General features: G+C 70.4%; 20 protein-coding genes. 11 read left to right on the top strand and 9 right to left on the bottom strand.

Annotated features, from left to right (window positions below):
• Nucleotides 1-8 precede the first annotated feature (8 nt).
• Nucleotides 9-1,796 (top strand): ABC-F family ATP-binding cassette domain-containing protein, encoded by a 1,788-nt coding sequence (locus AC1RN0_RS03620; protein ID WP_492786063.1) that lies wholly within the window; start codon nucleotides 9-11, stop codon nucleotides 1,794-1,796.
• 1 nt (nucleotide 1,797) lies between these two features.
• Here AC1RN0_RS03620 and AC1RN0_RS03615 read toward each other — a convergent pair whose 3' ends face one another.
• Nucleotides 1,798-2,151 carry a hypothetical protein gene (locus AC1RN0_RS03615; RefSeq protein WP_492786062.1) on the bottom strand — a complete coding sequence of 118 codons (354 nt, stop codon included), beginning with the start codon at nucleotides 2,149-2,151 and terminating at the stop codon, nucleotides 1,798-1,800.
• Nucleotides 2,152-2,564: 413 nt separating this feature from the next.
• On the bottom strand, nucleotides 2,565-3,290 hold the full coding sequence (locus AC1RN0_RS03610; protein WP_492786061.1) for a DUF4386 domain-containing protein: 726 nt from the start codon (nucleotides 3,288-3,290) through the stop codon (nucleotides 2,565-2,567).
• Nucleotides 3,291-3,364: 74 nt separating this feature from the next.
• On the opposite strand from AC1RN0_RS03610, the gene AC1RN0_RS03605 reads away from it, so the two are divergent.
• On the top strand, nucleotides 3,365-3,976 hold the full coding sequence (locus AC1RN0_RS03605) for a TetR/AcrR family transcriptional regulator (RefSeq protein ID WP_492786060.1): 612 nt from the start codon (nucleotides 3,365-3,367) through the stop codon (nucleotides 3,974-3,976).
• Here AC1RN0_RS03605 and AC1RN0_RS03600 read toward each other — a convergent pair.
• The 4 genes from AC1RN0_RS03600 to AC1RN0_RS03585 all read right to left on the bottom strand — a co-directional run bounded on the left by AC1RN0_RS03600 (nucleotide 3,964) and on the right by AC1RN0_RS03585 (nucleotide 9,231).
• Nucleotides 3,964-6,075 (bottom strand): ATP-binding protein, encoded by a 2,112-nt coding sequence (locus AC1RN0_RS03600; RefSeq protein ID WP_492786059.1) that lies wholly within the window; start codon nucleotides 6,073-6,075, stop codon nucleotides 3,964-3,966. The two genes, AC1RN0_RS03605 and AC1RN0_RS03600, sit on opposite strands and share 13 nt — an antisense overlap.
• A 193-nt stretch (nucleotides 6,076-6,268) precedes the next feature.
• Nucleotides 6,269-7,411, bottom strand: coding sequence for an acyl-CoA dehydrogenase family protein (locus AC1RN0_RS03595; protein ID WP_492786058.1), 1,143 nt, complete (start codon nucleotides 7,409-7,411; stop codon nucleotides 6,269-6,271).
• Between the two features lie 36 nt (nucleotides 7,412-7,447).
• On the bottom strand, nucleotides 7,448-8,650 hold the full coding sequence (locus tag AC1RN0_RS03590; RefSeq protein WP_492786057.1) for an acyl-CoA dehydrogenase family protein: 1,203 nt from the start codon (nucleotides 8,648-8,650) through the stop codon (nucleotides 7,448-7,450).
• Nucleotides 8,651-8,928: 278 nt separating this feature from the next.
• Complete coding sequence (locus AC1RN0_RS03585; RefSeq protein ID WP_492786056.1) at nucleotides 8,929-9,231, bottom strand: hypothetical protein; 303 nt, start codon at nucleotides 9,229-9,231, stop codon at nucleotides 8,929-8,931.
• Nucleotides 9,232-9,431: 200 nt separating this feature from the next.
• On the opposite strand from AC1RN0_RS03585, the gene AC1RN0_RS03580 reads away from it, so the two are divergent.
• From AC1RN0_RS03580 to AC1RN0_RS03570, 3 genes are all read left to right on the top strand, one after another.
• Entirely contained in the window at nucleotides 9,432-9,890 is a 459-nt protein-coding gene (locus tag AC1RN0_RS03580; RefSeq protein WP_492786055.1) for a PaaI family thioesterase, read from the top strand.
• Complete coding sequence (locus AC1RN0_RS03575) at nucleotides 9,887-10,102, top strand: DUF1289 domain-containing protein (protein WP_492786054.1); 216 nt, start codon at nucleotides 9,887-9,889, stop codon at nucleotides 10,100-10,102. The genes AC1RN0_RS03580 and AC1RN0_RS03575 overlap by 4 nt, the downstream gene beginning before the upstream one ends.
• Nucleotides 10,103-10,290: 188 nt before the next feature.
• On the top strand, nucleotides 10,291-10,806 hold the full coding sequence (locus AC1RN0_RS03570) for a TIGR02281 family clan AA aspartic protease (RefSeq protein WP_492786053.1): 516 nt from the start codon (nucleotides 10,291-10,293) through the stop codon (nucleotides 10,804-10,806).
• Between the two features lie 30 nt (nucleotides 10,807-10,836).
• Here the strand turns inward: AC1RN0_RS03570 and dusA are convergent, their stop codons facing one another.
• Nucleotides 10,837-11,829, bottom strand: coding sequence for a tRNA dihydrouridine(20/20a) synthase DusA (gene dusA, locus AC1RN0_RS03565; protein WP_492786052.1), 993 nt, complete (start codon nucleotides 11,827-11,829; stop codon nucleotides 10,837-10,839).
• Nucleotides 11,830-11,894: 65 nt separating this feature from the next.
• On the bottom strand, nucleotides 11,895-12,356 hold the full coding sequence (locus AC1RN0_RS03560) for a VOC family protein (protein ID WP_492786051.1): 462 nt from the start codon (nucleotides 12,354-12,356) through the stop codon (nucleotides 11,895-11,897).
• A gap of 90 nt (nucleotides 12,357-12,446) precedes the next feature.
• On the opposite strand from AC1RN0_RS03560, the gene AC1RN0_RS03555 reads away from it, so the two are divergent.
• From AC1RN0_RS03555 to AC1RN0_RS03530, 6 genes are all read left to right on the top strand, one after another.
• Nucleotides 12,447-13,226 (top strand): glucose 1-dehydrogenase, encoded by a 780-nt coding sequence (locus AC1RN0_RS03555; RefSeq protein WP_492786050.1) that lies wholly within the window; start codon nucleotides 12,447-12,449, stop codon nucleotides 13,224-13,226.
• Nucleotides 13,227-13,389: 163 nt separating this feature from the next.
• Nucleotides 13,390-13,734: a hypothetical protein gene (locus AC1RN0_RS03550; protein WP_492786049.1), complete on the top strand. Its 345-nt coding sequence runs from the start codon at nucleotides 13,390-13,392 to the stop codon at nucleotides 13,732-13,734.
• A 33-nt stretch (nucleotides 13,735-13,767) separates the two neighbouring features.
• Entirely contained in the window at nucleotides 13,768-14,490 is a 723-nt protein-coding gene (locus AC1RN0_RS03545) for a general stress protein (protein ID WP_492786048.1), read from the top strand.
• Between the two features lie 115 nt (nucleotides 14,491-14,605).
• Nucleotides 14,606-15,271 carry a TetR/AcrR family transcriptional regulator gene (locus tag AC1RN0_RS03540; protein ID WP_492786047.1) on the top strand — a complete coding sequence of 222 codons (666 nt, stop codon included), beginning with the start codon at nucleotides 14,606-14,608 and terminating at the stop codon, nucleotides 15,269-15,271.
• 196 nt (nucleotides 15,272-15,467) lie between these two features.
• The gene (locus AC1RN0_RS03535) at nucleotides 15,468-17,678 is read left to right on the top strand and encodes a putative bifunctional diguanylate cyclase/phosphodiesterase (protein WP_492786046.1); all 2,211 of its coding nucleotides are present in this window, start codon (nucleotides 15,468-15,470) and stop codon (nucleotides 17,676-17,678) included.
• A gap of 180 nt (nucleotides 17,679-17,858) precedes the next feature.
• The gene (locus tag AC1RN0_RS03530; protein ID WP_492786045.1) at nucleotides 17,859-18,356 is read left to right on the top strand and encodes an RcnB family protein; all 498 of its coding nucleotides are present in this window, start codon (nucleotides 17,859-17,861) and stop codon (nucleotides 18,354-18,356) included.
• Between the two features lie 146 nt (nucleotides 18,357-18,502).
• Here the strand turns inward: AC1RN0_RS03530 and putA are convergent, their stop codons facing one another.
• Entirely contained in the window at nucleotides 18,503-21,598 is a 3,096-nt protein-coding gene (gene putA / locus AC1RN0_RS03525; protein ID WP_492786044.1) for a bifunctional proline dehydrogenase/L-glutamate gamma-semialdehyde dehydrogenase PutA, read from the bottom strand.
• Nucleotides 21,599-21,718: the final 120 nt, after the last annotated feature.

Here is a 21,718-nt window from a genome sequence, read left to right as displayed (position 1 = left end):
ACAGCCCCATGGCCGCCCCGATCCTCGCTCTCAAAGACGTGCGTCTCGCCGATGGCGCGACCATGCTGTTCGACGGCGTGGATCTGGCGCTCGAGCCGGGCGTCCGCGCCTCGCTGGTCGGGCGCAACGGGGCGGGCAAGTCGACCCTGCTGCGGATGCTGGCCGGCCAGATCCAGCCGGACGCCGGCGACCGCTTCGCCAGCCCCGGCGCGCGCATGGTGTTCGTGCCGCAGGAGCCGGTGATCACCGGCGAGACCCTGCTGGACTACGCCACCGCCGGCGGCGCGGCGCAGCATGAAGCCGAGGCCGAGCTGATGGCCTTCGGCCTCGACCCGGCCAAGGGGACGCAGGGCCTGTCGGGCGGCGAGATCCGCCGCGCGGCCCTCGCCCGGGGCTTCGCCGAGCAGCCCGACGTGCTGCTGCTCGACGAGCCGACCAATCACATGGACATCTTCGCCATCCAGACGCTGGAAGACCGGCTGTCCTCCATGCGTTGCGCGGCCCTGATCATCAGCCACGACCGCGCCTTCCTCGGCCGCGTCACCCGCCGCTGCTTCTGGCTGGAAAGCCGCAAGGTCCGCCGCCTCGACAAGGGCTTCGCGGCCTTCGACGAATGGTCCGAGCAGATCCTTCAGACCGAGGCCGACGAGTTCCGCCGCCTCAACAAGGCGCTGGAGCGCGAGCAACACTGGCTCGAGCGCGGCGTCACCGGCCGGCGCGCCCGCAACGAGGGCCGCCGCCGCCGCCTGATGGACATGCGCCAGCAGAAGGCCACCATCCTGCGGGAATCCCGCGGCCAGATGACCATGGGCCTCGCCGCCGGCGACACCTCCGGCAAGCGGGTGGCCGAGGCCAAGGGCCTGAGCAAGGCGTTCGGCGACCGGATCATCGTCAAGGACTTCTCGACCCGCATCCAGCGCGGCGACCGCGTGGCCATCGTCGGCCCCAACGGCGCGGGCAAGACCACCCTCGTCAAGCTGCTGCTCGGCGACCTGCCGGCCGACGCCGGCGAGATCAAGCTCGGGACCGGGCTGCAGATCGCCTACATCGACCAGGCGCGCGGCGAGCTGAAGGAGGGCCAGGCCCTCTGGGACGTGCTGACCGACGGCGGCGGCGACCAGATCCTGGTCCGCGGCGTTCCCCGTCACGTCGCCGGCTACGCCAAGGAATTCCTGTTCCAGGACAAGCAGCTGCGCCAGCCGGTCTCCAGCCTGTCGGGCGGCGAGCGCAACCGCCTGCTGCTGGCCAAGGCGCTGGCCAGGCCGGCCAACCTGCTGGTGCTCGACGAGCCGACCAACGACCTGGACATGGAGACGCTGGACCTGCTCGAGGACCTGCTGGCCGACTTCGACGGCACCCTGATCCTGGTCAGCCACGACCGCGACTTCATCGACCGCCTGGCCACCTCGACCATCGCCCTCAACGGCCGCGGCGAGGTCGTCGAGACGCCCGGCGGCTGGACCGATTTCCTCGAACAGAACCCCGGCTTCTTCGACAGCAAGGCGCTGTCGGCGGCGCCCAAGGGTCCGTCGGCCCGGGCCGAGGCCCGCAAGCCGGCGGCCAAGCTGTCCTACAAGGACCAGCGCCGGCTCGAGGAACTGAACGCCCTGATCCAGAAGCTGCCGGCCGAGATCGCGAAGCTGGAGGCCCAGCTGGCCGATCCGGACCTCTACAGCCGCGATCCGGCCGGCTTCGACCGCATCATGAAGGCCGGCCAGAAGGCCCGCGCCGACCTGGCCGCGGCCGAGGACGAATGGCTGCACCTCGAGGAAAAGCGCGAAGCGCTGGCAGGCTGAGTCAGCCCCCGGCGGCCTGGTTCAGCCAGACCGCGCAGACGACGACCAGCGCCGCGACGACCAGGGCGCTCCAGCGGCGTCGCAGCCCCCACAGGACCCAGCCCGCGACCGGCCCGACCGCCATCGCCGCGTAGAGCAGCAGGAAGGTCGTGGCCGACCGGCCGGCCGCCGTCACGCCGCCGACCACGGCCAGCGCCGTCGGCAGGAAGGTGTAGAGCATCGCGCCGGCCACCATCGTCATGGCGAACAGCACGGCCCCGCTCCAGTGCCCCCGATAGGCGGGCGTCGCGTACAGCGAATGGGCCGCGTACATCACACGCCGATGGGCTTCCTCGGCTTCCGGATTCGTCTGCATTGTGGCCCCCGCTATGCGGGCAGCGCACACTGAACTCGCCGTCAGCGCAAGGGGAACTTGCCCGCCGCGCGCCGTCTCAGCGCGAGCGCGGCGTCTTCGCCGGCTTCGGCGGGCCCGGCGGCCGCGTGCGCGGCACCAGCAGGCCGCCAATCAGGCCAAAGGACAGCATGGCGCGGTCCATCTTCGAAATCGTCATGTCGGCGTCTCCTTGAGCCGTGAGCCAAAAGAGACGCGGAGCGGCCTTCAGGGTGGGTCTTTGCGGGATGCCCTCGTGGTCGTCAGCGCGTCGACGATCAGGCTGCGCCCTTCGACTCGCGTGACGCAAGAGGATTAATCCGGGTTCGGAGCAATTCCGTGGACTGACGATCCTCTGTTATGGTGGTTTTACAACGGGATGTGCCGGAATATTTTCTTCACTGCTTTACGACTTTTGGCCCGATCAGCCACCAGATTCCCAGGGCCAGCAGCCAGACCTGCCAGCCGATGAAGGCGATCGGCGTCGCCTCCAGCACCGGGAAGCCCGGAATGACGGTCGCCAGCAGCTCGCCCTGTCCGAGGATCCACAGCGGAGCCAGCGCCAGGCCGGTCCAGCCGAACAGCGCCGGGGCCAGCCGGCCGCGCAGCAGCGCCACGGCCAGGGCGAAGGTCCAGGCCGCCAGCAGCGTCTGGCCCAGATGCTCGCCCAAGGCCACGCCGGCGAACTGGTTCAGCGTCTGGAACACCACCACCGCCGCGGCCCGGGCGGCGGGATCGCCGGCTGGATCCAGCGCCGTCGCCGCCAGGCCGGGCACGGCGAACGACCAGCGCAACAGGCCGATGGCCTGGACCAGCGCTGAGCCGGCGCCCGCCAGCGTCGCCCACAACGGCCAGCGGCCGCCCTGGGCCCTCACCGCCTCGGCCGTCCAGCCGGCCACCCACAGGAAGCCGGCCGCGCAGAGGGCGAAGGCCAGCCAGATCAGCACCAGGTCCGGCCCGCCCGCCTGGAAGGCCCTGAGCACCACCAGCGGCGGTTCGCGCAGGATGTCGTCGTAGCCGAACCGGTCGATCAGCAGGACGTAGGGAACCGTCGCCGCCAGCGGGAAGACGGCCATGGCGGCGCCGGCGAGGCGGCGGGCGGAAGTGGCGTTGATCGTGCTCATGGCGCTATGTCCCAGTTGTGTGACACCGCGATATGTCTCATGCGTGGGACATTGTCAAACCCCGTGAGTCGCGCATGAGCCGCCCGGAAGGATCCCCCGCCCCGCGCGACCGCGCCGCGACCGAGCGGGCCATTGTCGAGGCCGCCGCGCGGCTGCTGGCGGACAGGGGCTTCGCGGCGCTCAATGTGCTCAGCGTGGCCGAGGCGGCCGGCGTCGACCGCAAGCTGGTCTATCGCTACTTCGGCGGGGTCGAGGGCCTGGTCGAGCGGCTCGGCGCCGAGGTCCGCTGGACGCTCGGCGACGCCGCCCCGCCCGCTTCCGGCGACAGCTACGGCGCGGCCATCGCCCAGCTGGCCCGCGCCTATGGCGAAGCCCTGGCCGGGGACGCCGCCCTGCGCGGCCTGATCACCTGGGAGCTGGCCGAGGACTCGCCGCTGCTGCAACAGCTTGAGGCCGCCCGCTCGGCCGCCATGCAGGCCTGGATGGCGCAACGGATGGCGGGGCTGTCACGGCCCGAAGGGGTCGACGCCCCGGCTATCAACGCCGTCCTGATCGCCGCCATCCAGCATCTCGCCCTGCGGCGGGGTCAGGGGCGCCCGTTCGCGGGCCTGCCGCTCGACGACGCCGGCTGGACGCGGGTCGAGGCGGCGATCACGACGATCGCGGACGCCGTCTACAGCGCCTGAGCCAGATCCCGGGCGGCGTCGCGGTCGGTCAGCGACCCGGCGTTCCGCGTCCACAGGGCGACCTTGGCGACCAGGTCGGCCAGGTCGATCGGCTTGGCGATGTGGTCGTTCATGCCGGCCGCGCGGCAGGCGGCCAGCTGGTCGGCTAGCACGTTGGCGCTGAAGGCGACGATCGGGGTGTGCTGGTTGATCTCGGCCGTGGCGCGGATCGCGCGGGTCGCGGCGAGGCCGTCCATACCCGGCATCTGCACGTCCATCAGGATCAGGTCGAAGGCCGTGTGGTGCGCCGCCTCAATGGCCTCGAGGCCGCTGCCGGCCTCGGTGATCTCGTGGCCGAAGGACCCCAGGATCGTGCGCACCAGCTGGCGGTTGATCGCCACGTCATCGACCAGCAGCAGCCGCGCCGCCGGCATCATGGCCACGTCGGCCTCCTCCAGCGGCGCCTGAAGCGGCGCCTCGGCGGGCGGCGCGGCGATGGTGAACCAGAAGGTCGAGCCCTCGCCCTCGATGCTCTCGACGCCGACGTCGCCGCCCATCAGCTCCGCCAGCCCCAGGCAGATGGCCAGGCCAAGGCCCGACCCGCCGTGTTGGCGACTGATCGACCCGTCGACCTGGGAGAAGCGCTGGAACAGCCGGTCGAGCCGGTCAGCCGGAACGCCCGGCCCGGTATCGGCCACCGCGATCCGCAGCCGCCCGCCGGCATGGCCGACACTGACGTGCACGCCGCCGCTCCGGGTGAACTTCAGGGCGTTGCCGAGCAGGTTGAGCAGAATCTGGCGCAGGCGGCCGCTGTCGGCCGTGACGGTCGGCGGCAGGCCGGCCTCGACCTCCACGTCCAGGCGCAGGTTCTTGGCGGCGGCCTGGTCGGCCACCAGGTCGGCGGTCTCGCGGACGACCATGGCCGGGTCGAACGGCTGCGGATCCAGCTCCAGCTGCCCGGCCTCGAGCCGGGAGAAGTCCAGCACGTCGTTGACCACCGCCAGCAGGGCGTCGCCCGCCGTCGTGATCCGCTGCAGATGCCGGCGTGCTTCCTCGGGCAGGCCCTCCATCCGGCCCATCAGGCCCGAGAAGCCGAGGATCGCCGTCAGCGGCGTGCGGATCTCGTGGCTCATGTTGGCGAGGAAGTTCGACTTGGCCTCGGTGGCCGCCTCCGCCTCTCGCGTGCGTTCCCGCAGCTCGGCCTCGAGCGCCTTGCGGTCGGTGACGTCGCGGGCGACGTCCAGAGTCCCGGTCGGCTCGCCCGTCCGCGGATCGCGCAGCAGGCTGGTGCGGGTCTCGAACCACAGCCAGCGGCCGTCCTTGTGACGGGCGCGGTATTCGACGCGCGGCGCGTCGCCGACGATCTCTCCGGCGTACAGAAGGTCGCCGACGGCCTTCATGGCCGGCCAGTCTTCGGGATGGACGACATCGCGGATCAGGCGCCCGACGATGACCTCGGGGAGATAGCCGGTGACCCGCGCGACGGACGGCGAAATGTAGGTGATCTGGCCGTCCGCATCGCTGAGCATGATCAGGTCGGTGGCGTTGTCGGCGAACAGCCGGTGGCGGGCCTCGCTGGCGGCGAGCTGGGCCTCCGACTGCTTGCGCTCGATGGCGATGGCCGCCAGATGCGCCGCCGCCTCGATCGACCGGAAGTCGTCGTCGTCGGGCACGCTGATCTCGCGCTGGTACATGGCGAAGGTGCCGAGCACCCGGCCATCGCGGCCGCGGATCGGCTCCGACCAGCAGGCCGCCAGCCCGGCTTCCGCCGCCAGGCCCTTGAAGTCGCGCCACAGCGGGTCGGTCTGGATGTCCGAGACGATGGTGCTGCGGTTGTGCCACGCGGCCGTGCCGCAGGAGCCGACGTCGGGGCCGATCTCGATGCCGTCGATCGCTTCGCTGTAGAAGGCCGGCAGGCTCGGCCCGGCGCCGGAGACCAGGCGGCGGCCTGACTCATCCAGCAGAAGGATGCTGCACAGGATTCCTGGTTGCTCGGCCTCGATGCAGCGGGCGATGGCGTCGAGGATCACCGGCAGCGATCCGCCGCTGGCGATCAGGGTCATCGTGCCCGTCAGCGTCGTTGTGCGCGGCTCGCGTGGCGCGGTGGAATTCGGCGCCATTTCGGCAGGCTGATTGACCATCTGGACACGAAACCGCCGCGCCCCCGGAGTTTGGCGCGTGGTCATCTGATCGAACAGCGATTGCGGATTGGTGAATGGCCGACCCGTTTTCTGACGCCGGCGCCAAAACAGCGAAAAGGGCGGGCGTCTCGCGACACCCGCCCTTCCGTTGGTCAGCCGGGGCTGAAGCGGCCTAGGCCGCCTTGCCGAAGCTCAGGGTCTCGTAGCGGCGCAGGTGATGGTCGACCGAGCCGTACAGGCCCTCGATCATCGTCGCGCGCTTGAAGTAGTGGCCGATGGCCAGTTCATCGGTCATGCCCATGCCGCCGTGGATCTGGATGGCGTTCTGGCCGACGAACTTGCAGGCCTTGCCGATCTGCACCTTGGCGGCGCTGACGGCCTTGGCCCGCTCGGCGTCGTCGCTGAGCTTGATGGTGGCCATGTAGGTCATCGACACCGACTGCTCGACGTTCATGAACATGTCGACCATGCGGTGCTGCAGCACCTGGAAGCTGGCGATCGGCACGCCGAACTGCTTGCGCTGGCGGGCATACTCGAGGGTGCCCGTGTGCAGCTGGCGCATGGCGCCGACGGCTTCGGCGCAGCTGGCGGCGGTGGCCTCGTCGAGCACCTTGTTGACCAGCGGCAGGCCCGCGCCCTCGACGCCGATCAGGGCGTCGGCGCCGACCGAGACGTTCTCGAAGAACACTTCCGAGGCGCGCTGGCCGTCGACCGTGGGATAGTCACGGGTGACCACGCCCTTGGCGTTCTTGTCGACGATGAACACCGAGACGCCGGCTTCGTCGCGCTGGCCGCCGGCGGTGCGGGCGGTGACGATCAGATGGGTGGCCCAGGGCGCGCCGATGACGACCGCCTTGTGGCCGTTCAGCACGTAGCCGGAGCCGTCCTTCTTGGCCGTGGTCTTCAGGTCCGACCAGGTGTAGCGGCCCTGCGGCTCGGCGTAGGCGAAGGCGATGATCACCTTGCCCTCGATGATGCCGCCGATCAGGTCCGAGGCGCCGGCGTAGGCCGAGTGCTTCAGGAAGCCGCCGCCGATCACCACGGTGCCGAGGTAGGGCTCGACCACCAGGGCTTTGCCGAACTCTTCCATGACGATCATGTTCTCGATGGCGCCGCCGCCGAGGCCGCCCAGCTCTTCCGAGAACGGCGCGCCGAGGATGCCCAGCTCGTTGGCGAAGGCCTCCCAGATCGCGGGGTCACGGCCGGCTTCCGAGGCGACCATCTTGCGGCGCTTGTCGAAGTCGTACTTGTCCTGGAGGAAGCTGGCGACCGTGTCGCGCAGCATGGACTGTTCTTCGGTGAAATTGAAATCCATGGGGCGTCCCTGACGTGTTCTGATTGGGGGCGAGGCCTAGAGGCCCAGCACCATCTTGGCGATGATGTTGCGCTGGATCTCGTTGGATCCACCGTAGATCGAGGTCTTCCGGGTGTTGAAATAGGCGCCGGCGCGACCGACGGCGTAGTCGGGGCCGATCTTGCTGTTGCCGCCCAGGTCCCGCAGGTTCGGCGCGCCGTAGTGGCCGGAGGCCTCCAGGGCGAGCTCGGTCAGGCGCTGCTGGATTTCGGTGCCCTTGATCTTGAGCAGCGAGGATTCCGGTCCGGGGCCCTTGCCGGCGCTTTCGCTGGCCAGGGTGCGCAGTTCGGTGAACTCCAGCGCCGTCAGGTCGATCTCCAGTTCGGCCACCTTGCGCTTGAAGTCGGCGTCCTGGATCAGCGGCTTGCCGTCGTCGCCCAGTTCGGCCGAGGCCATCTCGCGGATCTTCTCGACGCCGCGCTTGGAGCGCGCCACGCCGGCGATGCCGGAGCGTTCATGGGCCAGCAGGAACTTGGCGCAGGTCCAGCCCTTGTTCTCTTCGTAGACGCGGTTCTCGACCGGAACCTTGACGTTTTCGAGCCAGACTTCGTTGACCTCGTGACCGCCTTCCAGTGTCGTGATGCGGCGCACCTCGATGCCGGGGGACTTCATATCGATCAGCAGGAAGCTGATGCCCGACTGGATCTTGGCCGTCGGGTCGGTGCGGACCAGGAAGAAGCCCCAGTCGGCGTGCTGGGCCAGGGTGGTCCAGGTCTTCTGGCCGTTGACCAGGTAGTATTCCTTGCCGTCGTCGCCGGTGATGCGCTCGGCCTTGGTCTTCAGCGAGGCCAGGTCGGAGCCCGCGCCGGGCTCGCTGTAGCCCTGGCACCACCATTCCTCGCCGTTGTAGATCTTCGGCAGGAAGCGTTCCTTCTGGGCCTGGGTGCCGAAGGTGTAGATCACCGGGGCGACCATCGCGACGCCGAACGGCAGGATGGCGATGGCGTCGGCCCGGGCGGTTTCCTCGGAGAAGATGTACTTCTGGGTCGAGGTCCAGTCGGTGCCGCCCCACTCCTTCGGCCACGACGGCGCGACCCAGCCCTTCTTGGCCAGCACCTTGTGCCAGGCGAGGAAGTCCTCCTTGGACAGCTCGTCCCCTTCGTCCTGCTTGCCGCGCAGACTCTCGGGATAGTTCTGCTCGATGAAGGTGCGGACCTCGTCACGGAAGGCGAGGTCTTCGGGGGAGAATTCGAGGTTCATAGGCGGCTCCGGAATCGGCCTCTCAAGGGGCCGTTGCGCGTCGCCCGTGGTTATAGGGCTCGAACACTTGTTTGGAAAGATGACGCTGGCGTCAACGTAAAGCAGTCGACGAAAAGAACGCCCCGTCCGCGAGGACGGGGCGTCAAGGCAATCCAGGGTGCTCGACTGGACGTCGGGATGTACCGCGGGGGGACGCGGCTCTCTTTGGAGGGAAGCGGGCGTCCCGCCGGGGGAGGCGGGACGCCCTCACGGGTGCTGACGCCCTGGGGCTTGCGGCGTCAGACCCCGAACCGGGAACAGTCGGACGACAGGGCCGCCTGGGCCGCGGCGGCGTCGGCGCGCGCCAGGCGCGCGGCGTCGGTGCGGGCGTCATAGGCCTTGTCGACGACGAAGTCGGCGCGGCCGCGCTTCTGGACCTTCAGCGCGGTGTCGAGCTTCGCGGCCAGGTCGCCCGAGGCCAGGCCCCGGCAGCGCGACAACTGGATGTACTGGCTGTCGCTCAGACGCGCGTCGGCGGCGAAGGCGCTGGCCGAACCGGCGGCGGTGGCGATCGCCACGGCGACGATGGTGAGAATACGCATGGGTCGCTCCGTCTCCCTGATTGGATACAGGCGAATGATGCTGCGACTCCTGTGTATTCGCAAATTAAATACACGACACATTCAGACCATTACATAACATTCATGAATTGCAGATCTGTAATCTATGTGGCCAAAACATGACAACTTCATGTCGGATATCGCCGCTTGAATCCGGAGACCGCGACGGCGATGCTTGGGCGATGATCCAGGAACCCGTTACCGGCAAGGCGCAGCTGCGTCTGGACGCCGCGGCGTTGAACGCCTTTCTCCAGCGCGCCTTCCCCGAGGCCGATCCCGAGCAGATGGCGCGGGTGACGTCCGTGGCCCCGGGCCGGGTCATGCTGACCCTGTCCACGGCCAGCCGGAACCTGCGCCCGGGCGGCGTGGTGTCGGGCCCCACCCTGATGAGCCTGGCGGACACGGCGGCCTACGCCCTGGTGCTGGCGCACATCGGCGAGGTGGCCATGGCGGTGACGACGTCCCTGACCATCCACTTCCTGCGGCCGTGCAAGCCGGGGGTGCTCTATGCCGAGGCCGACCTGTTGCGGCTCGGCCGGCGCATCGCCACCTGCGACGTCTCCCTGTGGACCGAAGGCCGCGACAGGCTCGCGGCCAGGGCCACGGTCGCCTACGCCCTCCCGGAGTCCACCGCCGCATGAGCCAGCCCGACGCGCCGCCCAGGGCCATCGCCACGCCGTGTGTGAAGGTCTGCATCGTCGATCCCGAGAGCAACCTCTGCCTCGGCTGCCATCGCACCCTGATGGAGATCGCCGGCTGGGCGCGGCTGGATGACGAGGCGCGTGACAGGCTGATGGTCGAGCTGCCCGGCCGCCGGTCGCTGATCCGGCCGGAGAAGCTGGGGCTGGCCTAGGGAGTAGGGCGTACTTCGACCGGCGCAAGCTGCCGGCGCCGCGCCAATCCCCTTGCTACTCCCGACGCCCACGCCCTACACCCTAACCCCTCCCCGCCTTCACGGATTGCAAACCCCCGCGCCGTAAGACTGCGCCAAGAAGGGGCGAGAACCGCCCCCGATCGAGCCATTATGGCGGGGTGTGTTTGATGATCAGGTTCGTCGCGATCGCCGCGATCGGCGCGCTGTCCGCGGTCGGCGCCGCGCGCGCCGTCGTCAGCATGGATCCCGCGCAGTTCAGCGCCGCCGCCCGCGCCGACCAGGCCGTGCAGACCTCCGTCGCCGCCGCCCCGGCCGGACAACCCGCCTCGATCCGCAAGTCCGCCGACGGCCACTACTGGGCCGAGGCGAAGGTCGACGGCAAGGCCGTGCGGTTCCTCGTCGACACCGGCGCCACGGCCGTGTCCCTGACGCTGGAGGACGCCCGGCGGCTGGGCATCGACACCGGCCGGCTGGACTATGCCTATGACGTGATCACCGCCGACGGAAAGACCCGCGCCGCCTCGGTCAGGCTGGCCGCCATCTCGATCGCCGGCGCCCGCGTCGAGAACGTCGACGCCCTGGTCATCGAGAAAGGCCTGAACGCCTCCCTGCTCGGCATGAGCTATCTCGGCCGCCTGAGCTCGTTCGAGGCCACCCAGACCGCGCTGATCCTCAAGCCGTAGGCGGGGACACGTACCTTCGGTACATGTCCCCTAGGCGGCTTTCCGCTCGATCGCCTCGCGCACCGCCGCCAGCGCCGCGTCGACGGCCCCGAGGCCCGCCCCGGCTTTCGAGCCCTCGACCGTCAGGATGCGGCGCCAGGCCCGGGCCCCAGGCATGCCGTGGAACAGGCCCAGCATGTGCCGCGTCATGCCGGCCAGGGGATAGCCCCGGGCCAGCCGCGCGGCGATGTAGGGCCGGTAGCGTTCAACGGCCTCGAACGGATCGACCGCCCCGCCCTCGCCGAAGATCCGCGCGTCCGCCGCGCCGAGGATGCCCGGCTCGTGATAGGCCGCGCGGCCGAGCATCACCCCGTCGACGTGCTCCAGATGCGCCACGGCCTCGTCCAGCGAGCCGATCCCGCCGTTGATGACGATGGTCAGGTCCGGCCGCGCCTGCTTGAGGCGGTAGACCAGCGGATAGTCGAGCGGCGGGATGTCGCGGTTCTCTTTCGGCGACAGCCCCTTGAGCCAGGCCTTGCGGGCATGGACCACGAAGGTCTCCACCCCGGCCTGCACCGACAGGTCGACGAGGCGGAACAGGGCCTCCTCCGGGTCCTGTTCATCGACGCCGATGCGGCACTTTACGGTCACCGGCACGGACACCGCAGCCTTCATCGCCGCCATGCAGTCGGCCACCAGCTCCGGCTCGCGCATCAGGCAGGCGCCGAAGCGGCCGCTCTGCACCCGGTCGGACGGGCAGCCGACATTGAGATTGATCTCGTCGTAGCCGAGGTCCTCGCCGATGCGGGCCGAGGCCGCCAGATCAACCGGATCGGACCCGCCCAGCTGCAGCGCCACCGGATGCTCGACCGGGTCGTAGCCCAGCAGCCGGTCGCGATCGCCGTGCAGCACCGCGCCGGTGGTGACCATCTCCGTATAGAGCAGGGTCCGGCGCGTCAGCGCGCGATGGAACGCCCGGCAGTTGCGGTCGGTCCAGTCCATCATCGGCGCGACGGAGAGGCGGTGGGCGGGGTGTTGGTTCACCCGGGCCTTCTAGCCCGGAACCGCCCGGTTTTCCAAAGGCCGGGTTTCACAGAGGGACGTCGCGGTCAGGCCGGCGGGGGCGGCGTCAGGGGGCCATCGCCGATCACCGCCAGATTGCCCGCGCCCGGGATGAACACCGCCTCGATGCGGATGCCGTCGGGATCCTCGAACAGCACTGAATAATAGCCCGGCGCCCAGGGCCCCTTCTCCGGCGCGCGGACGATGACCGCCTTCATGTCCAGCAGCACGTCGTGCAGGGTGTCGATATCGGCCTCGCTCCGCAGGCGGAAGCAGAAGTGGTGCAGCCCGACGCGCCACTGGTCGAAGGCGGTGTCGGCATGCTCCGGCGCGACCGGCCGGATGACGATCCCGGTGCGCCCGCCGATGCAGTAGAACACCTGTCCGGGCACGTCGTACTGGATCGTCATGCCGAACGTCTCATGCAGCAGGCGATGATAGAACGGCCGGCTGCGCGCGACGTCCCGCACCGACAGCTGGATATGGGCTATCCCGTTCGGATCGATCATCCCATCCCCTCCCCGCGGGGTCGGCGTCACCGCCGCGCGACCGGCGAAGAATACGGCTATAGGCGGACTCAACAAGACGGGGAGGACAGCATGCAGGATCTCGACGGACGGGTGGCGCTGGTCACCGGCGGGGCGCGCGGCATCGGCGCGGCGACGGCGAAGGCGCTGGCGGCGGCCGGGGCGAAGGTGGTCGTCAGCGACGTCAATGACGGGGCGGACACGGCCGGGGCCGTCCGCGGGGCCTATGTGAAGCATGACGTGACCGTCGAGGCCGACCGGGTCGCCGCCGTGGCCTTCGCCCGCGAGACCTTCGGGGGCCTGGACATCCTGGTGAACAACGCCGGGATCTTCTGGATGAAGCCGATCGTCGACACGGCGCTCGAGGACTTCCGCCGCATGCAGCAGGTCAATGTCGAGGGCGTATTCCTCGGCCTCAAGCACGCCATCCCGGCCATCGCCGAACGGGCGCAGCAGTGGGACGGCGGCGGCGCGATCATCAACCTGTCGTCAGTGGCGGGGCTGGTCGGCCAGGCCGGTGGCCTCGCGTACAACGCGTCCAAGGGCGCGGTGCGGCTGATGACCAAGGCGGCGGCGCTGGAATGCGCCCGGGGCGGCCTCAAGATCCGCGTCAACTCGGTGCATCCCGGGATCATCGACACGCCGATGATGGCCGGGGCGGCCGCGGCGATCGCCGCGCGGACCGGCGAGGGCTCCAACAGCATGATGGAGCGGTTCGCCCAGAGCCACCCGCTGGGCCGGCTGGGTCGCGACATCGACATCGCCAACGCCATCGTCTTCCTCGCGTCCGACGGGGCGGCCTTCATGACCGGCTCCGAGGTGGTGGTCGACGGCGGCATGACGGCGAACTGACGCCGACCATCAGATCCACCCTCAACCGGAACCGGCGACGCCGGCGGACCGGTTCCGTCACAGCTTCGGTGGCGGTCTATAAAGTCGTTCGCGAAACCCTTTCTGTTGAGTGGAACTAAAGACGCTTCCTGCGTCTTTAATTCCCACATCACGGAGAGCAATCATGAACAAATTTACTGCTGTCGTAGCCATCAGCGCGGCGACGGCCCTCCTCGTCGCCTGCGGCAAACCCGACGCCGATCACACCGACGGCCCGGCCGTCTCGACCGCGGAAGCGCCGGTCAACGCCGCCGTCGACGCCACCCCGACCACCGGTGAAACCACCCAGACCGCCGGCGCCAACTCGTTCACCGAAGCCCAGGCTCGCGGCGCGATCGAGAAGGCCGGTTACACCGCTGTCGGGCCGCTGACCCAGAACGAACAAGGCATCTGGACCGGCAAGGGCATGAAGGACGGCGTCGAGACGACCGTCTCGGTGGACTACAAGGGCGCCGTAAACCCGCAATAGTTCGCCCGCATCAGTATTCACGGAGTTTATATCATGACGAAGACCGTTACCCGACTGTTCGACAGCCACACCGAAGCCCTCGCCGCCGTTCGCGACCTGAAGGCCGCCGGCATCGACGAGGATCGCATCAGCCTGATCGCGAGCAACACCGACAACTGGCATGACCGCGCCGATGGCGACGGCGACGGCGAGAACGACACGGCCGAAGGCGCCGGCAAGGGCGCCGCCACCGGCGGCATGCTCGGCGCCGGCGCGGGCCTGCTGGCCGGCCTCGGCATGCTGGCCATCCCGGGCCTCGGCCCCGTGGTCGCGGCCGGCTGGCTCGCCTCCACCGCCGTGGGCGCCGCGATCGGCGCGGTCGCCGGCGGCGCGACGGGCGGACTGCTCGGCGCCCTCAAGGACGCCGGCCATACGGACGAGGAAGCCCACGTCTACGCCGAAGGCGTGCGTCGCGGCGGCTCGCTGGTCAGCGTGAAGGCCGACGACGCCGTCGCCCCTCGCATCGAAGCCCTGCTGCAGTCGCGCCGCGGCGTCGACGCGGCCTCGCGCGGCCAGGCCTATCGTCAGGCCGGCTGGCAGGCGTTCAACCAGGACGCCGCGCCGTACAGCCCGTCCGAAGCCGCCCGCGAGCGGTCCCTCTATGGCGAGGACCGGTCGTTCGCCGGCCACACCGGCGCGGAGCCGGCCACCGATGACGACGGTCGCCCCGCCGACATGGGCGGCGTTCGCGCCCCCGATCTGCGCCGCGACTACTGATACCCGGCTTCCAGGCCGCTCGGCCCCGGTCCGCGAGGACCGGGGCCGCTTCGCGTCGGCCCGGCGCCGCATTTAATCCATTGTCGCATTTAATCTGGCGCCGTAGGTATCGCGCATGACGCGAACTCCGGTCAGCCGCAAAGGCATTCCCAAGGGCGACAAGCGACAGAGGACCCGGGCGACCCTCGTCGAGGCCGCCGCGTCGGTGATCGCCGAGCGGGGCTTCGACCGCACCTCGATCGAGGCGGTCTGCAGCCGGGCCGGTCTCTCGCGCGGCTCGTTCTACGGCAACTTCAAGAGTCGCGAAGACCTGTTCCTCGCCGTGATGGACAGTCAGTGGACGCCGATCGAGGCCGACTTCCGCCCCGGCGCGCCGCTGAAGACGCAGCTGCGCATCCTCGGCGAGGCCGTGGCGACCGCCTCCCGCGCCCGCGCCCCGATGGCGGCCGGTGCGGCGGCCTTCCAGCTGTACATCCTGACCCACCCGCACATGCGCGCGCGGATGACCGAGCGGAACGCCGAGACCTATCGCGCCATGGCCGCCGGCTTCCTCAAGATAGCCCCGGCAGGGTCGCTGCCCATGCCCGCCGAGCGGTTCGCCCGGGTGATCGACGCCCTGATCACCGGGCTGGTGTTCACCCGCTTCCAGACCCCCGACCTGATCGGCGACGAGGACATCGTGGCGGCGTTCGAGGCGCTGGCCGGCGCCGAGGCGCCCGCCCCCAGTCCCTGGCCGATGGGCCGCCCGATGACACCGGGCCGCGGCTTCACGACGCGCTGATCGCAAGGACAGGCAGCCCTCTACTCAAATCGGGCACAACCCGTCGCAATCCGGGTAAATACTCCTGCGAGTAGAAAGGCCGCTATACTGTCGGCAACACCCTCTTAACCACGAAATCGTCCGTCCTGTTTCATAACTGTTAGGGCGTGTCGGATATCCAGGTCTTGCGATCAAACGACCGCGGACCCGTTCGACGATGCACCGAAAGATTCTCAAGGCCGACTTCTTCTGGCCGATCGCCGGGCTGGCGACCCTCAGCATCGTGCTGCTGGTCAGCGGCCTGCTCAGCCTGACCCGCCACTTCGACACCGTGGCCCGCGCGCGCGAGCAGGCTATCGTCGACAACGGGCTGGACGGCGTCACCGGAGAGGTGGCCCGGCGGGCCGTGCCGCAGGTTGTCTGGGATGAGGCGGTCGTGCACCTCGGCAACCGGTTCGACGCGGCCTGGGCCGGCGAGAACATCGGCCAGTATCTGCACCAGACCGGCGGCATCGACGTGGCCTTCGTGCTGGACGCGGCCAACCGCCCCGAGTTCGCCGCCCGCCGCGGCGAGGTCGCTCCGCTCGACCGCTTCGCCGCCTTTGCCCGTTCGGTGTCTCCCCTCGTCGCCGGCGTTCGCCAGACGGAGGCGGACCGCAACCGCCTCCTGCCGGCCGGCCGCGCCCGGGGCGGCGCCCTGGAGCCTGTCCAGGCGAGCAGCTTCGCCCTGATCGACGGGCAGGTCTTCATTCTCACCGCGACCCTGGTGCAGCCCGACTTCGGCCACGCGGTCCTGACCGGCCCCCGGGCGCCGATCGTGATCACCGGCGTGCCGCTGGAGGACTCGTTCATCGCCATGTTCGGCAAGCGGTTCCTGCTGCGCGACCTGCACCTGCACCCGCTCGATTCGCGGGCCGAGCCCGACGAGGCGCACGTCCCGCTGGTGTCGACGACCGGCGAATATCTGGCGACGCTGGACTGGAAGCCCCAGACGCCGGGGGCCGCGATGCTGAACAAGGTCGGCATTCCCGCCGTGGCCATCGTCTGCCTGCTCAGCCTGGCCGCGCTGTTCCTGTTGCGGCGCGGGACGCGAATGGCCCAGGGGCTGATCGCCAGCGAGGCGCGCGCGACCCACCTAGCCTATTTCGACCCCCTGACCGGCCTGCCGAACCGGACGCGCTTCCTCGAGAAGCTCGACGGGGCGCTGGATCGCCTGCGGCGCGCGCCCGACGCCCTCGTGGCGATCCACTGCATCAGCCTGGACAAGTTTCGCGAGGTCAACGACCTGCACGGCCACCAGGCTGGCGACGAGTTGATCCAGCTGGCCGCGCGCCGCCTCGCCGCCCAGTGCCGCTCGACCGACGTGTTCGCGCGCTTCTCGACCGACCAGTTCGCCATCGTCCACGCCGCCGATCACGCCGGCCAGGCCGCCAACCTGGCCGCCCGGCTGATCGAGGTGATGGCCGAGCCGTTCAGCCTGTCGTTCGGCCGTGTGTTCGTCAGCGCCGCCGTCGGCATCGCCCTGGTCCGCGACGGCGAGATGGACCCGGGCGAGGCCGTGCGCCAGGCCGACCTGGCCCTCAATCGCGCCGCCGAGGACGGACGCAACCGGTTCAGCTTCTTCGAGATCGAGATGGACGCGGCGGTGAAGAGCCGCCGGGCGATGGAGGCCGACCTGCGCGAGGCCCTCGAGCGGGGCGACCTGGGCATGGCCTACCAGCCGCAGGTGAACCGCCGCGGGGTGATCACCGGCGTCGAGGCGCTGGTCCGCTGGAGCCATCCCGTCCGCGGCGAGGTCTCCCCCGCCTTCTTCGTGCCGGTCGCCGAGGAGTGCGGCCTGATCGGCGCCCTGGGCCTGTTCACCCTGCGCCGGGCCTTCGAGGACAGCGCTCGCTGGTCCGGCCTGAAGGTCGGCGTCAATGTTTCGGCCATGCAGCTTCGCGCGCCCGGCTTCGTCCAGGATGTCGCGCGGCTGGCGCGCGAGACCGGCGTCGACGCGCGCCGGTTCGAGCTGGAGATCACCGAGGGCGTGCTGGTCGGCGACGACCCCGGCACCCACGACACCCTGCACCAGTTGCGCGACCTAGGCTTCAGCCTGGCGCTGGACGACTTCGGCACCGGCTATTCCAGCCTCAGCTACCTGCAGCGCTATCCGATCGACAAGATCAAGATCGACCGCTCGTTCATCACCAACCTGGGCGTCGATCCCGACGCCGACGAGGTGGTCACCGCGATCATCAAGCTGGCGCGGGCGCTGAACCTCGGGGTCATCGCCGAGGGCGTCGAGACCAAGGCGCAGCGCGACTGCCTGAACGCCGCGGGCTGCAGCGACATCCAGGGCTACCTGTTCAGCCGCCCACTGACGGCCGACGGCATCGGCGACCTGCTCGAGGCCGCGGCCCCGGCCCGGCGCCGGCGCGCGGCCTGATCCGTCGGCGACGCGCGGCAGATTCCCACGATCGGCAGGCCGGCGTCCGGCCGGGTCCCCGGCGATGAACGGGAGATGACCAGCGCCGTTCAGACTGGGCTCAAGCGCCCTGCCCCATAACGCGTCTCAACAACGGCCGCCGCCGGATCCTCCCAAGGCCCCGCCGTCAAGGAGACTGCCATGAAGAAGATCCTGACCGCCGCGATCGCCCTGTCGGTCCTGGCCTCGGCCGGCGCCGCCAGCGCCCAGTCGTACGGCGGCTACCAGAACCGCGACGGCTCCTACCAGAGCCAGGGCGGCTACGACCACGATCGCCGCGACGAGCGTCGGGACGACCGACGCGACGAACGCCGGGACGAGCGCCGCGATGACCGCCGCGACACCCGCGGCTACGACCATCGCGACGACCGTTACGACAGCCGCTACGAGCGCCGCGCCGACCGTCGCTACAACGCCGGCCGCTACCACCAGCCCTACGGCTACCAGCAGCGCCAGTGGCGCCGCGGCGACCGTCTGCCGTCGCAGTACCGCGGCCGGGCCTACGCCGTGGACTACCGCTACTACCGTCTGCCCCCGCCCCCGCGCGGCTACCAGTACAGCCGGGTCGACAACGACGTCGTCCTGACCGCGATCGCCTCGGGCGTCATCGCCTCGGTGCTGATCGGCATGTTCCAGTAGGTCTTTCCCCCGGGGACCCGCTGTGACGACGCCCCCGGAGAGCAATCTCCGGGGGCGTTTTCGTGCCGGGGACATGTACCGAAGGTACGTGTCCCCTAAACCCGCGCCCCCTCCATTGGGGGACACGTACCTGCGGTACATGTCCCCTAGTCCTCCAGGCTCAGCAGGGTCGCGTTGCCGCCGGCCGAGGTGGTGTCGGTGGAGACGGTGCGCTCCACGGCGAAGCGGGCCAGGTAGTGCGGGCCGCCCGCCTTGGGGCCGGTGCCGGAGAGGCCCTCGCCGCCGAACGGCTGGACGCCGACCACCGCGCCGATCATCGAGCGGTTCACATACAGGTTGCCGACCTTCGCCGCCGCGCGGACGCGGTCGGCCGTTTCGCCGATGCGGCTGTGCAGGCCCATGGTCAGGCCGTAGCCCGAGGCGTTGATGCGGGCCAGCAGGTCGTCCAGGCCGCCGGCCTTCCAGGTCACCACATGCAGCACCGGGCCGAACACCTCGCGGGTCAGGTCCTCGACGCGGTCCAGCCGGATCACGGTCGGCGGCACGAAGGTCCCGCCCACCGTGGCGGGCGGCAGCGGCAGCTGGTGGATCACATGCGGCCGCTGGGCCTCGATCCAGGCCAGCAGGCCGTCGCGCGCCTGGGCGTCGATCACCGGGCCGATGTCGGTGTCCGGCCGGCCGGGGTCGCCGAGCGTCAGCAGGCCCATGGCCCCTTTCAGCATCTCCAGCACCTTGTCGGCCACGTCCTCCTGGACGCAGAGCAGGCGCAGCGCCGAGCAGCGCTGGCCGGCGCTCTGGAAGGCCGAGACGATGACGTCGGCGACCACCTGTTCGGGCAGGGCCGTGGAGTCGACGATCATCGCGTTGAGGCCGCCGGTCTCGGCGATCAGCGGCACGAGCGGGCGACGCTCGTCCTCCAGCAGGGTGCGGGCGATGCGCCGGGCCGTCGCTGTCGAGCCGGTGAAGCAGACGCCCATCACGCGCGGGTCGGCGGTCAGGGCCTGGCCGACCTCGGGGCCGCCGGGGACCAGGGCGATGACGTCGGCCGGCACGCCGGCTTCCAGCAGCAGCTTCACCGCCGCATGGGCGATCAGCGGCGTCTGCGGCGCGGGCTTGGCGACCACGGCGTTGCCGGCGACCAGCGCGGCCGTGACCTGGCCAAGGAAGATGGCCAGCGGGAAGTTCCACGGGCTGACGCAGGCGAACACGCCCCGACCGCTGAGGGTCAGCTCGTTCTTCTCGCCGGTCGGGCCCGGCAGCGCCACGGGCAGGAAGGTCTCGCGAGCCCGGGCGGCGTAGTAGCGGCAGAAGTCGACCGCCTCGCGCACCTCGCCCAGGGCGTCGGGGATGGTCTTGCCGGCCTCGCGCACCGCCAGGGCCATCAGCCGGACGTGGTCGCGCTCCATCAGGTCGGCCATGCGGTCGAGGCAGGCGGCGCGGTCGGCGACGGGCGTGGCGGCCCAGGCGCCCTGGGCGGCGACCGCGCGGTCGATGGCGCGGGCCACGTCGGCCGGCGAAGCCTCGACCACGGTCCCGACGACGCGGCCCGTGTCGGCGGGATCGGTCACCGGTCGGCCCGCGCCCGTCACGGCCTGGCCGCCGATCATCGGGGCGGCGGTCTGCGGGACGGCCCAGGTCTCGCCCATGCCGGCCACGAGGGCGTCGAGCACGGCGCGGTCGGTCAGGTCGAGGCCGGCGCTGTTGCGGCGTTCGGGGGCGTAGAGGTCCATGGGATTGGCGATCCGGCTGTGGGGTTGCAGGCCGGCGGCCTGAACAATGGAAACGGGGTCGGCGAGCAGCTCCTCGTCGGAAATGCTCTCGTCGGCGATCTGGTGCACGAAGCTTGTGTTGGCCCCGTTCTCCAGCAGGCGGCGCACGAGGTAGGCCAGCAGGTCGCGGTAGCCGCCGACCGGGGCGTAGACCCGCGCGGCGACGCCCTCGTCGCGCATCAGCCGCTCGTAGAGGCCGCCGCCCATGCCGTGCAGGCGCTGGAACTCGAAGTCCCGCCGCGTCCCGGCCCAGCCGAGGATGGTCGCCACGGTCAGGGCGTTGTGGGTGGCGAAGGCCGGGTAGATGCCCGGCGCGTCGAGCATCGCCCGGGCGCAGGCGAGGTAGGAGACGTCGGTCGCCGCCTTGCGGGTGAACACCGGATAGTCCGGCAGCCCCCGCTCCTGGCCGCGCTTGATCTCGCTGTCCCAGTAGGCGCCCTTGACCAGCCGCACGGTCAGCCGCCGGCCGGTCTCGCGGCCGAGCGCGTCGGCCCAGGCGATGACCGCCGGGGCGCGGCGCTGGTAGGCCTGCACCGCCATGCCGAGACCGTCCCAGCCGGCCAGCGACGGCGCGCGGGCGACCGCCTCGATGATGTCGAGGCTCATCTCCAGCCGCTCGGCCTCCTCGGCGTCGATGGTCAGGCCGATGCCGGCCTCCAGCGCCGCCTCGGCCAGGGCGACCGTGCGGGCGACCAGTTCGGGCACGCAGGACCCGTCCTGGCCCGTCTCGTAGCGCGGGTGGATGGCCGACAGCTTGACCGAGACGCTGTCGCGGGCGTGCATCTCGCCCTCGAAGCCGCAGGCCGCCCCGACCGCCTCGATGGCGTCGAAATAGGCGGCCAGGTAGCGGTCGGCGTCGGCCATGGTGCGGGCCGCCTCGCCCAGCATGTCGAAGCTGTGCCGGAACGCGGCCGAGCCGCCGCGATCGGCGCGCTTCAGCGCCTCCTGGATGGTCCGGCCGAGCACGAAGGCCTCGCCCATCATCTGCATCGCCGCGGCCACGGCCTTGAGGATGGCGGGCTCGCCCAGCCGGCCGACCAGCCGCGTCAGCGCCCCGGCCTCATCGTTCATCAGCCCGCGGGCGAGGATGAGACCGAGGGTGGCCGAGTTTACTAATACTGAGCCCGACTGCCCCGCGTGCGCCGACCAGTCGGCCCGGCCCAGCTTGTCGCGCACCAGCTCGGCGGCGGTCAGCACGTCGGGCACCCGCAGATAGGCCTCGGCCAGCGACAGCAGGGCCACGCCCTCGTCGGTGGTCAGACTGTATTCCTGCAGGAAGCGCTCGACCCAGCCTTCGGAGCCGGCCTTGCGCAGGTCGGCCAGCATGACCCGGGCGCGGGCCTCGACCGACGATCGTTCGGTGGTTGTGAGGGTCGCGGCGGGGACCAGGGCGGCCAGCCGCTCTGGCTCCGGCGCGCGGTAGAGGGGCGCGATGGCGGCGCGGGCGGCCGTGAGGGTCGGACGGTCGGACATGGCGTTACCGGTTGGCGAAGGATGTTCTGTCATACCCCGGAACGCGTCGAAGGTGCTTGGCTTGTGCGGACACGCGCCGTAGACTTTCGGCGATATCGCGACATTCGCCGAAGGATCACC

It is taken from the genome of Caulobacter sp. GW821-FHT12F03 (genome assembly GCF_058806855.1).
This window is presented reverse-complemented; position numbering and strand designations above follow the sequence as displayed.